At 37.5% G+C, this 12,668-nt stretch carries 13 protein-coding genes and 2 pseudogenes; 6 read left to right on the top strand and 9 right to left on the bottom strand.

Features of this window, described 5'->3' with window-relative positions; genetic code table 11:
- Positions 1–213: 213 nt before the first annotated feature.
- A complete protein-coding gene (locus BAOM_RS17520; protein WP_127761388.1) occupies positions 214–543 on the top strand; it encodes a LysM peptidoglycan-binding domain-containing protein in 330 nt (109 codons plus the stop codon).
- Positions 544–682: 139 nt separating this feature from the next.
- Positions 683–1,817, top strand: a pseudogene (gene ispG, locus BAOM_RS17525) (flavodoxin-dependent (E)-4-hydroxy-3-methylbut-2-enyl-diphosphate synthase).
- A gap of 88 nt (positions 1,818–1,905) precedes the next feature.
- Here ispG and BAOM_RS24740 read toward each other — a convergent pair.
- Positions 1,906–2,361: a DUF308 domain-containing protein gene (locus tag BAOM_RS24740; protein ID WP_180319793.1), complete on the bottom strand. Its 456-nt coding sequence runs from the start codon at positions 2,359–2,361 to the stop codon at positions 1,906–1,908.
- A gap of 318 nt (positions 2,362–2,679) precedes the next feature.
- Here BAOM_RS24740 and BAOM_RS17535 point away from each other — a divergent pair, with 318 nt between their 5' ends.
- Positions 2,680–3,255 carry a 5' nucleotidase, NT5C type gene (locus BAOM_RS17535; RefSeq protein ID WP_127761389.1) on the top strand — a complete coding sequence of 192 codons (576 nt, stop codon included), beginning with the start codon at positions 2,680–2,682 and terminating at the stop codon, positions 3,253–3,255.
- Between the two features lie 66 nt (positions 3,256–3,321).
- On the opposite strand, the gene BAOM_RS17540 is transcribed toward BAOM_RS17535, so the two are convergent.
- From BAOM_RS17540 to BAOM_RS17550, 3 genes are read right to left on the bottom strand one after another with little or no spacing between them, the layout of a single operon-like run.
- Complete coding sequence (locus BAOM_RS17540; RefSeq protein ID WP_127761390.1) at positions 3,322–3,744, bottom strand: Fur family transcriptional regulator; 423 nt, start codon at positions 3,742–3,744, stop codon at positions 3,322–3,324.
- A 13-nt stretch (positions 3,745–3,757) separates the two neighbouring features.
- Positions 3,758–4,591, bottom strand: coding sequence for a metal ABC transporter permease (locus BAOM_RS17545; protein ID WP_127761391.1), 834 nt, complete (start codon positions 4,589–4,591; stop codon positions 3,758–3,760).
- Between the two features lie 21 nt (positions 4,592–4,612).
- Positions 4,613–5,374, bottom strand: a complete 762-nt coding sequence (locus tag BAOM_RS17550; RefSeq protein ID WP_127762621.1) for a metal ABC transporter ATP-binding protein — start codon at positions 5,372–5,374, stop codon at positions 4,613–4,615.
- A 153-nt stretch (positions 5,375–5,527) separates the two neighbouring features.
- On the opposite strand from BAOM_RS17550, the gene BAOM_RS24620 reads away from it, so the two are divergent.
- Complete coding sequence (locus BAOM_RS24620; protein WP_164853278.1) at positions 5,528–5,788, top strand: DUF2624 family protein; 261 nt, start codon at positions 5,528–5,530, stop codon at positions 5,786–5,788.
- 188 nt (positions 5,789–5,976) lie between these two features.
- Here the strand turns inward: BAOM_RS24620 and BAOM_RS17560 are convergent, their stop codons facing one another.
- Together BAOM_RS17560 and BAOM_RS17565 are read right to left on the bottom strand one after the other, a co-directional pair.
- Positions 5,977–6,870 carry a deoxyribonuclease IV gene (locus tag BAOM_RS17560; protein WP_127761393.1) on the bottom strand — a complete coding sequence of 298 codons (894 nt, stop codon included), beginning with the start codon at positions 6,868–6,870 and terminating at the stop codon, positions 5,977–5,979.
- Positions 6,871–6,906: 36 nt separating this feature from the next.
- Positions 6,907–8,223: a DEAD/DEAH box helicase gene (locus BAOM_RS17565; RefSeq protein WP_127761394.1), complete on the bottom strand. Its 1,317-nt coding sequence runs from the start codon at positions 8,221–8,223 to the stop codon at positions 6,907–6,909.
- Between the two features lie 268 nt (positions 8,224–8,491).
- On the opposite strand from BAOM_RS17565, the gene vrrA reads away from it, so the two are divergent.
- Both vrrA and BAOM_RS17575 read left to right on the top strand, forming a co-directional pair.
- A complete protein-coding gene (vrrA, locus tag BAOM_RS17570; protein WP_127761395.1) occupies positions 8,492–9,163 on the top strand; it encodes a VrrA/YqfQ family protein in 672 nt (223 codons plus the stop codon).
- 85 nt (positions 9,164–9,248) lie between these two features.
- Positions 9,249–10,193: a 4-hydroxy-3-methylbut-2-enyl diphosphate reductase gene (locus BAOM_RS17575; protein ID WP_127761396.1), complete on the top strand. Its 945-nt coding sequence runs from the start codon at positions 9,249–9,251 to the stop codon at positions 10,191–10,193.
- Positions 10,194–10,228: 35 nt separating this feature from the next.
- Here BAOM_RS17575 and BAOM_RS17580 read toward each other — a convergent pair.
- From BAOM_RS17580 to cccA, 3 genes and pseudogenes are all read right to left on the bottom strand, one after another.
- Positions 10,229–11,348, bottom strand: a pseudogene (locus tag BAOM_RS17580) (Nif3-like dinuclear metal center hexameric protein).
- Entirely contained in the window at positions 11,348–12,052 is a 705-nt protein-coding gene (locus BAOM_RS17585) for a tRNA (adenine(22)-N(1))-methyltransferase (RefSeq protein WP_127761397.1), read from the bottom strand. Before BAOM_RS17585 ends, BAOM_RS17580 begins: the two are co-directional and overlap by 1 nt.
- 133 nt (positions 12,053–12,185) lie before the next feature.
- Positions 12,186–12,557, bottom strand: coding sequence for a cytochrome c550 (cccA, locus tag BAOM_RS17590; RefSeq protein WP_127761398.1), 372 nt, complete (start codon positions 12,555–12,557; stop codon positions 12,186–12,188).
- Positions 12,558–12,668 lie beyond the last annotated feature (111 nt).

The following is a 12,668-nucleotide window of genomic DNA, read 5'->3' on the forward strand; positions in this document are numbered from 1 at the left end:
ACAAACCCCTCTATTAGGAGCATCTAGACCATTAAATCTACTATATTAAATAATTGAAGTATTTTTTAACAGGAAGGAACATAGCAGCTTTACTTCACTCCATTAACAATGGATTCATCGAATCATAGAAACAAAAGAATAGTGCTTAATTTTAGGCATAAAAAAAGATCTCCTAAATATATATAAAGTAAAGACAAGTAATGGGGGTTACAAATGAAACGGCTAATCGGTTTTCTATGCGTATGTTTTATTCTGTTTATCGTTTACTTTGATGTCACAACAGGAACTTTACCAAAGTCATCTTCTTCTCCTGCAAAAGAACCTTCACAACCTGTTCATCAAACAGCGAATAAACACAAACTGCAATATGTAAAAAAAACCATGAAGCCGGGTGACACCTTATTGTCAATTATTGAGCAAGAAGAAGGGACACTAAAACAGCCAATTGAATCGATTGTGAGTGATTTTCAAGAGCTAAATGAAGGGCTAAAACCCGAACAAATGCAAATTGGAAAAACCTATAAAATTCCGAGCTATAAATAGACAGCGATATAAAACAAGGATAAGATAGAATTTTCTCGATGTTTAACACAGCCTATTAAAAAAGATAATACATCCATTTCCTTGTCAACTAGTGCCTAACATTGATACAATATTTTGTGAACAATAGGGAAAATCAAACATGATTTCTTCCAAAAGGAGCGAATCCCACTTGAGTGAAATTATACATCGTACTAAAACCCGCCCTATTAAGGTTGGTAATTTAACCATTGGCGGTAATAATGAAGTAATTATTCAAAGTATGACAACGACAAAAACCCATGATGTCGAAGCGACTGTAGCTGAAATTCTGCGCCTTGAAGAGGCAGGCTGCCAAATTGTCCGCGTTGCATGTCCAGATGAACGAGCAGCCGATGCCATTCCAGAAATAAAAAAAACGCATCAACATTCCACTTGTTGTTGATATTCACTTTGATTATCGACTTGCTTTAAAAGCGATTGAGGGGGGAGCCGATAAGATTCGGATTAACCCAGGAAATATTGGCCGTCGCGAGAAAGTCGAAGCGGTTGTAAAGGCAGCGAAAGAAAAGGGTGTACCAATTCGAATCGGTGTAAATGCTGGTTCATTAGAAAAACGCATTATCGAAAAATACGGATACCCAACAGCCGACGGCATGGTAGAGAGTGCTTTGCATCATATCAAAATTTTAGAAGACTTAGATTTTCATGATATTATCGTTTCCATGAAGGCATCTGATGTTAACTTAGCCATTGAAGCATACGAAAAAGCCGCACAAGCCTTTGACTATCCATTACATCTCGGCATTACAGAATCAGGAACTTTATTCTCTGGTACAGTAAAAAGCGCTGCTGGTTTAGGAGCTATTCTAAGCAAAGGTATCGGTAATACATTACGAATTTCTTTGAGTGCTGATCCTGTTGAAGAAGTAAAAGTAGCACGGGAATTATTAAAGTCATTTGGTCTTGCCTCTAATATGGCTACACTGATTTCTTGTCCAACATGCGGTCGTATTGAAATCGACTTAATTGCTATTGCAAACGAAGTAGAAGAGTATATCCAAACGATTAAGGCGCCGATTAAAGTGTCTGTTCTCGGCTGTGCGGTAAATGGACCTGGTGAAGCTCGAGAAGCTGATATCGGCATCGCTGGAGCCCGAGGAGAAGGACTTCTATTTAGAAAAGGGCAAATTGTTCGTAAAGTACCTGAAGAAACAATGGTAGAAGAATTAAAGAAAGAAATCGACTTAATTGCCGAGGAATATTACGCTAAACAAAAAGCTGAAGCGTTGAAATAAAAATAAAGTAATTAAGCTAGACAAATTCTATACTGTTTTCCTAAGAAAAGCTTGGATTCGTCGTCGAATCCAAGCTTTTTTCGTCTTGTTAAAAAAACGGCAAGATAAAGATGCCAACAATAATTGAGACAGCACCAATCCCGATTGCCCATGCTCCAAGACTTTTTGCTCCTTTACTACGGGCAATAAACCCAGCCACAATGCCGACAATACCAAGTAAAATTGGCATCATAAATAAGGAGAGGATGGATGCAATTAACGCAAGGGTCCCAACTAATGTACCACCGAAACCAATACCATATGCAGGATCATCATATCTTTCTGAATTCGTTGCTTGTCCACGATTACTTATCGGTGCCGCAACCTCAGCAGATGTTTCTTCTAGATAATGATTTTTTACCGCTTCACCGGATTCGTATCTATTTCGATCTTCATCAACTGTTTGATGAATCTGTGAAGTCGAAGTCGAGGTCGAAGTGGAATCCATTGGCTTTGGAGTCAAACGCACTTCATTGTCAACACTTGTGTAACGATTCTCTTCCATACATGCATTCCTCACTTTCGTTAAGTAGGAGCATTTATAGTGTGTGTAAGAAAAATGAAAAACTACGTTAAAAATCTTTCATCTATTGGGATAAACTACATCTGTCTGAACAGATTGTATAAATGAAATTATACGAAAAAACTACCCTAATCTAAACCGCGGCTCCTAAGAACTGCAATGCTTTTTAGCCCTGGATAATTATCGTGCCCTTTTTATAATGGATTTGTTAAACAATATTGTTGCCATTTACTAAAAGAACGCTTTCACTAATTTATGTTACACTATATGTATGAAAAATAAGGAGAGGGCACATCAACGATGAAGAAACGATTTGGAATAGATATAGATGGAACCGTCACACGACCAGACACCTTTGTTCCATTTTTAAATGACGCTTTTCAATTAAATTTAACATATGAAGACATTACCCAATATGATTTTTATCCATATGTGAACGTATCAAAAGAAGATTTTAACCACTGGTTCTTAACAAATGAACCAATCTTTTATAAAGAATCTTTACCTGCTGATGGGGCAAAAGAAGTATTAAATGCATGGACAGCTTCGGCTGATTTATATTATATTAGCGCACGTACTCCACATCTTCTTGATGTCACAGAAAAGTGGTTTGCCAAACATCGACTGAGCTATCATCATCTAGAATTAATTGGATCGCACAACAAAGTAGCTACAGCCAAAAAATTAGCGGTCGACCTATTTCTAGAAGATAAACATGATAATGCAGTTGCAATCGCTGAAGAATGTAATATCCCTGTCTTACTCTTTAATACACCCTATAATCAAGATCCTGTTCCAAACAGTGTCATTCGGGTTCAATCCTGGCACGAAGCACAAACTTGGGTTCGTAAATGGCTGCAGGAGCAGCAAGTATAAATTGTCATATGAGTTCTGGATATAGCTAAAAAAAAAGCGTGAAAACCTAAATGGTCTTCACGCTTTTTACTGTGACTGTACACAACAGTCAGGACAACGGCCATAAATTTCAAACTTATGACCAGACACATCATAATCCTGTAAATTATCTTCTAGACTTTCCATCGGACACGCTGCAATTTCTTTCGTCTTTCCACAATCTAAACAAATAAAATGATGATGATGTTCAGAGTGACTACAAGTAAATCGGAAACGTTTCTCTCCTTCAAGTTCTGTCATTTCAAAAATACCTAATTGTACAAATAAAGAAAGGTTGCGGTAAATCGTATCGAAGCTTAATCCTGGATAGCTCGACTTCATATTCTCTAATACATCTTTTGCCGTTAAATATTTATTACTAGACGAAAAAAGCTGAAGCATATCTTCTCTTTTTCCCGTTTGTTTATACCCTTTATCCTTTAGTAATTGAATCGCTGTTGTTACATTCAAAAAAACACCTCATTTACCTATTTTTCCACTTATCAATAATAATTGCTAAAACAAGAATGAGTACAGCTAGCATTACAATCGTTCCACCTGGAGCAAGATCTAGCTCATAAGATAAAAATAAACCACCTATGACGGATATTTCACCAAAAACAACTGAATAACCAATCATTTGTTTAAATCCTTGTGCAAATCGTAAACTCGCAGCAACCGGCAGCGTCATTAAAGATGAGACAAGCAAAATTCCAACCACTCTCATAGATGCTGCAATCACAAGAGCGACAAGTACAATAAAAATAAAATGAATCACTTTAGAAGGAATACCAGAAGCCTTCGCATGTTCTTCATCAAATGAAAGTAAAAACAGTTCCTTAAATAACAATATTAACGTTACAATAACCGCTATGCCTACTCCGATAATGACATATAAATCAGAGCGGCTAACTGCACTTACACTTCCAAATAGATAACTATATAAATCCGCATTAAATCCATCTGCAACGGAAATAAAAATAACACTAAGTCCGATTCCGCCTGATAAAATAATTGGGATTGCCAGCTCCTGATAATGCTTATAAATGGTTCTTAACTTCTCAATAAATAAAGAACCACCAACAGAAAATGCCATTCCCATATAAAGTGGATTTAATCCAACTAGCGAAACAAAACTCTTTTGCAGCAGTAAACTAAACGCGATCCCTGCAAGTGCTACATGACTTAAGGCATCTGCAATCATAGACATCCGTCTAACCACAATAAAAACGCCCAAGAGCGGCGCTAATACTCCAATAATAATTCCTGTAATAAATGCGTTTTGCAAAAACTCATATTGCAATAACCCCGATATCATTCGGCTATCCTCCAAAACATCTTAATGATTATGACTTAAAAGCTTGACGTCATGTCCATAAAAAGACGACAGCTCTTCTTCATTTAATTGATTATATTCACATGCATCTCCATGAAAATGCAGCTTTTTATTCAAGCAGGCTACATGTGTCACTTTATCCGTTACTGTACCGACATCATGTGTAACTAAAATAAGTGTAATGCCTAATTGTTTATTCAGCATTTCAAGCATTTCATAAAACTGATGCACATGTTTAGAATCCACTCCAACGGTCGGCTCATCTAAAATCAGTAATTGTGGTTCACTTACAAGCGACCGTGCAATAAACACCCGTTGTTGTTGCCCGCCTGATAATTCACCAATATTTCGATGTTGAAAGGATAACATATCGACAGCCTCTAGAGCTTTTTTCACTTTTTGCTTATCCGCTTTTTTAGGAAATTTAAATAAACCTAATTTCTTCGTTAATCCACTTTGAACGACTTCAAACACCGTTGCCGGAAAACCTGAATTGAATGAATTCGCTTTTTGTGAAACAAAACCAATCTGTTGCCACTCTTTAAATGAACGGATATTTTCATCAAACAGTTTAATTGTACCTTCTTGTGTTCTTAACAACCCAAGAATTAACTTTAATAAAGTCGACTTACCTGATCCATTGGGACCTACGATAGCTAAAAAAGCTCCACGTGGCACTTCAAAAGACACATCTTCTAACACTTTATCTTTTGTGTATTTATAGGAAAGATTTTTCACTTTAATAATTGGATGATTATCCTGTATTTCCAAATTACATCACCTTTTTTTAAGAATCATTACGATTTGATAAAAAGAAGTATATCGAAAAAAGAAGAAGAAGTAAAGAACCGCGCTTACAGTTTTCGTTCACATCTTCATCCCCTCTTCATATGTTTTAAAAAAGGAGGGAAAACGATTATGAAATTATTTGAAATGATGGTCAATCATAAGATTAATCAAATTAAACCAGATGAGTTGCTCGCTCTAGCGGCACAGTATCAAGTATCTTTAACCCAACAAGAAGCAGTAGGTATTACAAGACTGCTTGCAGGACAAAATATTAACATTTTTGATTCTCGTCAAAGACAAACGGTCATTGGTCGAATTGCCGGCATCACTGGCATGAATAAAGCAAAGCAAATCGAAAATATTTTCTATCAACTGACTGGTTCTTATTAAGAACAGGGGAAATGGCTCGTTTATGTATATGTAGAAAATAGGATGTTGAGGACTCTCATCTTTTTCATAGCAGGTGCAGCTAGACGCCAAAACTGTAAAAAATCAAAAAAGCTTAGTTATACATCGTTATGAATGGTAAACCAAAAAGGGACGTTTCATCCAATTCGATGAAATGTCCCTTTTTACAGTTAGCTATTTTTAATTTTCTCTAGCAAATTATCATCAAACTTCTTGTTTCTTAGCATCTCAATTTCAAATTGATACGGTGCTTTTTTATCATTTTTATCTTCACCAACAAATGGTGTTTCTAAAATTTTAGGAACGGATAAAAGCTGTGGATGATGGACAATATAGTTTAAAGCATCAAACCCAATGTGACCAAACCCAATGTTTTCATGACGGTCTTTACGCGCTCCACGTACATTTTTACTATCGTTAATATGAAGCACTTTAATACGGTCAATGCCGACAATTTTGTCAAACTCATTTAGCACGCCATCAAAATCTTCAACGATATTATATCCAGCATCATGAATATGACAAGTATCCATACAAACAGACAGTTGTTTATTATGTGTAACACCATCGATAATCATCGCTAGCTCTTCAAACGAGCGGCCGCATTCGGTTCCTTTCCCTGCCATCGTTTCAAGAGCAATTTGCACTTGATCCTCAGCTGTTAGCACTTCATTCAATCCTTCAATAATCTTCTTAATTCCCGCTTCACTACCAGCCCCAACATGCGCTCCTGGATGAAGAACAATTTGACGCGCACCAATCGCTTCTGTACGATCAATTTCGCTTCTTAAAAAATTGACACCAAGTTCAAATGTTTCTGGCTTTGTCGTATTTCCAATATTAATAATATACGGAGCATGAACAATAATATCTGTCATTCCGTGTTCAGCCATATGTTTCGTTCCCGCTTCAATATTTAGCTCTTCTAGCTTTTTACGACGCGTATTTTGCGGAGCCCCTGTATAAATCATAAAGGTATTTGCTCCATAAGAAGCTGCTTCCTCACTTGCACCGAGCAGCATCGTTTTCCCGCTCATCGATACATGAGATCCAATTTTCAACACTCTAATGTCCTCCTCTCTTCAAACATTCAATACAGCTTATCTTTGTTTTTTAGCCATGCGACGTTGTCGTTTCTTAAACTCTTCCGTTTCACGTTGATGTTTCTTTTTATAGCCTGGTTTGACTTTAGTTGATTTTCTAACCATTGTTTTTGCTTTTACATCAATTTCAGAAGTTTGCTTTTTACGATGTTTTCGTTTATTTCGTTCATCGATTTCAATCCAATCACCATTTTGAATATCCACATCGTGGAAAGTGACACCCATTTTCTCAAGACGAATTAATGCATCTTCATCCGATGTATCATAAATCGTTGCCGCAATACCCGATTGACCTGCACGTGCTGTTCGGCCTGTACGATGAATATAGAAGTCTAAATCTGATGGCAGCTCATAGTTAATGATATGACTAACACCTTCGATATCAATTCCACGCGCAGCCAGATCTGTCGCCACAATAAATTGATAATCTAAATTATTAATTTGCTTCATCATTCGTTTACGATCACGCGGTGAAAGGTCACCATGAATACGTCCAACCGTCAATCCTTTGGCTATTAACTCATCCGCAACAGTGTCAGCCATTTTTTTCGTATTCGTAAAAATAATCGCTAAATATGGATTATAGCGAACAGCGATATCATGTAATAGTTGAATTTTGTTGCGATGACGAAGTGGAATCAGTACATGTTCAATCTTCGCTGCTGTTGCTTGCTTCGGATTCACTTGAACATATTTCGGATTTTCCATATACTTTTTCAAAAATGGTTTTAATTTTTCTGGAATCGTTGCTGAGAAGACAAGCATTTGGATTTTTTCAGCCATTCTTGCAGCAAATTTATCAACATCTTCAATAAAGCCCATATCTAGCATCAAATCAGCTTCATCCACAACAAGCATCGTTGCTCCATATACTTGCAAAGCTTGTTCTTCCACAAGATCTTTAATTCTACCTGGAGTCCCAATTACAAGTTGCGGCTGTGTTTTTAACTTTTCAATCGTCCGCTGCTTGTCCGTTCCGCCAATAAAGCAGCGGACTTGAACAGGAGCCTCTTCCGGAAAATGATCGGCAATTTTTAAAGCTTCTTTATAAATTTGAGTAGCTAATTCTCTAGTTGGCGCAGAAATAATCGCTTGAACTTCTTGTTTAGCTGGATTCAGTTTTTCCATAATCGGTAACAAGTATGAATGGGTTTTTCCCGTTCCTGTTTGCGATTGGCCAATTAAACTATGATTGTTTAAAATCGCAGGAATCACACGTTCTTGAATTTCCGTCGGCTTTTTAAACCCTAAATTCTGAACCGCATCAACTATATGGCTCTGCAAATTAAAACGTTCAAATTGATTTTGTTTCATCAAAAAACTCCTTTATCCTATGGGTCAAATCGTTCACATATCCTATGATTATAAAATAATTATGAAGAAAAGCGCAAGGCACTTGGTTTTATTAAGTATTGATATAAGCATCATGGACTGCTTACAAACAAACTATCGTTACCATCTTACCCTCTTTCCACCAACTTCACAACAAATCGTTCTAGTTTTACCATTGTTCAAACCTTTTTTCTTATTTTGCATACTAATATAGAAAAAATAATTTTCCCCTGATAAGGAGGGAAACAATATGATTCAAGGAAGACACCCTGGTTCAGGGCCAAACTTTCCGCCATCCAATCGACGAAATATGTATCCGCCATCAAACTTTCAAAGAGGAATGCCTGCACCTTCAGGATCAAACTCCTTTTTCCAGCAAATGCCGCAACAACCTCGTATGCGTCAACCAAGGGTAAATGCACCTTTCCATCAACAAGACATGATGCAACAACGACCTAAAAAAGAAGGTCTGATTGGAAGGTTACTCGGTAAGTCTAAACAAAAGGCTGCTCCCCAAAACTTATTCGCAACACCCTCACAAGGAAAACAAGAAACACGGAGCAATAATAGCGGCGGCGGTATCATGGAAACACTTAGAAATCCTGAAGGTATTACAAACCTGCTTAACAATACGCAAAAAGTACTTCAAGCAGCAGAACAATTTACCCCAATCGTTCAACAATATGGTCCAATGATTAAAAACTTACCGTCCATGTGGAATATTATTCAGGCCTTTAGTTCTAACGACAACGATAAAAAAGAAGAACCAAAACAAGAGGAAAACATATCAAAAGAAACAGTCACCGAGATTCCTACAGAAGAATCTCCTAAATCGACCGCTGAACAAACCGCACAACAAAAAATGGAAAAAAAACCGAAACCAAAAAAGAAAAAGACATCCGGGCCGAAACTATACATTTAATAACTATTGGATGTTTTGTATTATGCTCATTCCTCCTATATAATAAAATTAATTGTTTTTTTGCTTTTATAAGGAGGACATATAGATGAAAGTAATCAAAATATCCCCGCGCGGCTATTGCTATGGTGTTGTCGATGCCATGGTTATCGCCAGAAATGCGGCTTTAGATAAAACATTGCCTCGCCCCATTTATATTTTAGGCATGATTGTGCATAACAAGCATGTAACAGATGCATTTGAAGAAGATGGTATCATCACACTTGATGGCAAAAATCGAAAAGAAATTATTGAGCAGGTCGATTCAGGAACCGTGATTTTTACTGCTCACGGTGTCTCACCAGAAATTCGTAAAATTGCAGAGGAAAAAGGGCTCGTGACGCTTGATGCCACATGCCCGGATGTAACAGCGACTCATGACTTAATTCGTGCCAAACAAAAAGAAGGCTATCAAGTCATTTACATCGGTAAGAAAGGACATCCAGAGCCAGAAGGAGCGATTGGTGTTGCGCCAGATATCGTTCACCTTGTCCAACATGCTGAAGATGTAGAAGCATTAACCATTGAAAGCGATAAAATTATCGTTACAAATCAAACAACAATGAGCCAATGGGATGTTTTAGATATTATGGAAAAAGTAAAAGAAAAGTATCCGCATGCTGAAGTACACAAAGAAATTTGCCTGGCAACTCAAGTTCGTCAAGAAGCCGTTGCACAGCAAGCTGGTGAAGCAGACGTTCTCATTGTTGTCGGTGATCCAAAAAGTAATAACTCGAATCGTTTAGCTCAAGTTTCAGAGGAAATTGCTGGGACGAAAGCATACCGAATTGCGGATATTTCTGAGTTAAATCTTGATTGGCTAAAAGATGTTGAAACCGTAGCAGTGACATCAGGTGCCTCAACACCAACACCGATTACCAAAGAGGTCATTACCTTTTTAGAAAAATATAATCCAAATGACGAATCAACATGGAGCACAGAAAAGAAAACACCATTAAATAAAATTTTACCGAAAATTAAAGTACCTAAATAATAGAAAAAGTCGTCCTTGGACGACTTTTTCTATTATTAAACAAATGTAAACGGGTCTGTATTCAATTTAGACGGAATAAAGGTCACATCTAGCTTTCGTTCTTGACACATATTCGATAACACCGTTGCCACACCTTGCTTCATTACCTTTTCCACATTATGTCCTGGGTCTACAATATTTAAACCAATCATCATCGCATCATGTGCAGTGTGGTAATACATATCACCCGTCACATAGACATCTGCCCCTTTAAATTTAGCAGTTGTAAAATATTTATTACCATCTCCACCGAGTACGGCTACTTTTTTAACTGTTGTATTCAAATTTCCTACAACACGCACTCGATCCACGTCCAATGTACGCTTCACATGCTCAGCAAACTCTTCAAGTGTCATTTCATAAGCAAGGGAACCAATTTTTCCGAGACCTAACACTTCTCCTTTGTTATCTAAGCGATACAAATCATAAGCGACCTCTTCATATGGGTGTGCTTTAATCATAGCTGACAGCACTTTTTTTCTCGATATTTTCTGGAAAAATCGTTTCAATTCGCACTTCTGATACCGATTCTAATGTGCCTTGCGTACCAATTGCTGGTTCACTACCTTCTCCCGGTAAAAATCGTCCGGTTCCTTCAGCAGAAAATGAGCAATTGCTATAATTTCCAATTGCACCAGCTCCAGCTTTTCCAAGCGCTTCTCTTACTTGATCCTCAGCCTCAACAGGAACGAACACAACGAGCTTTTTCAAAGTGATCTCATGTGTTGGAGCTAATACTTCCGTTTGCTGTAATTGCAGGGCTTCCGCTAGTAAATCATTCACACCGCCCTTTGCAACATCTAAATTCGTATGAGCAGCATACACGGCAATATCATGCTTAATCAATTTCTCAACAATTCTACCAGCTGTACTCGTTGTATCAATTTTTTTGAGCGGACGATAAATAAGCGGGTGATGGGCAATAATGAGCTCCACGCCGTTTTCAATCGCTTCATCTACTACTTCCTCCAGTACATCTAAAGCAATCATTACTTTTGAAACAGGCTTATTTAAAGAGCCAATATGAAGACCAATTGGATCTCCCTCCATTGCGTAATGCTTCGGAGAAAACTGCTCAAACAATTCAATAATTTGATGTCCATTCGCTGTTTTCATTATGCCAGCACCTCCTCAATAACCCTAATTTGCTTCAATAATTCATTTCGCTTTTCTTCTAAATTAGTGTTTCCGCTTGCATCCATTTGCGCAATTACATTTAATAAATGAGCCTTTTCTTGCATCCATTTTTTTATAAAAACAGGGCTGCGCTGCGCTTGCAAAAACGGACCAAACTGAAGACCTGTTTCATGCTTATTTTGATAAGGCTTAAGCGGCTCCCCTGCTTCAGCCAGCAAAATTTCATAGATTTTCCCGTCTTCTTCAAGAATTTCTTCCGCTTTCAATTCCCATCCATTCTCTATTAACCATGTTCGAACGTTTCTGGAACCTACATTCGGTTGAAGAATAAGACGCTCTACTTTTGTTAATTTCTCTTTACCTCTTTCCAAAATGCTTGCAATCAATGTACCACCCATGCCAGCAATCGTTACAGCCGTTGCTTCGCCAATTTCGAGAACATCTAGCCCATTCCCTTTACGGACAGCAATCTCATCCTGTAAACCGGTTTCTAGTACTTGCTTTAACGCCGATTGATAAGGCCCCTCTACGACTTCCCCAGCGATTGCTTTCGCACACAACTGATTGTTGATCGCATAACAAGGAAGGTAAGCATGATCCGAACCAATATCCGCTAGAACACTTCCTTTTGGAATATATGAGGCGACACGCTGCAAACGCATCGATAGTTTTTCATGATTCATCTAAATCAACTCTCTTATATGTATTTCAAATCATTTTCTCTAAGATTATAACAAAACTTCACTTGTTCAGCGAAATTTATCTATACAAAAAAAGAACTGAATTGTCCTATATGAACAACTCAGTGGTTTTTCATTATTTTAACCCTTGTAAAAATTCAGTCATTCCATCCAGCTGATCTTCTTGTACTAACCCAGGAGGCATAGCGCCTTTCCCATTCGTTAAAGTATTTTTAATTTCATCTGCAGATAATCGGTCACCTACACCTTTTAAAGCAGGACCGACACCGCCTTGATACGCATCACCATGGCAGCTAATACAGTTTTGTTTATAAATATCCTCAGGAGTTGCCGCTGCATTCTCAGTAGATTCTTCCGTTTTACCACCGTTTTCTTGCTCCTTAGCCATTTGTTTAGAATCACTTAAACCTTTGAAAGAAAGCATAAACATAAGTCCAATTCCAAACACCATAATCACAATAAATGGTACAACTGGATTACGCTTCATAGAATTAACCTCCCATAGAACCTAGACTGTTTCAATCAGAGTATTCTGTCCAAACAACTATTAATTTACTTAAACATGGTTAAGGAAAAGAGTAAAAATAAACAGATATAT

This window comes from Peribacillus asahii (assembly GCF_004006295.1).
Taxonomy (GTDB): Bacteria; Bacillota; Bacilli; order Bacillales; family DSM-1321; genus Peribacillus; species Peribacillus asahii_A.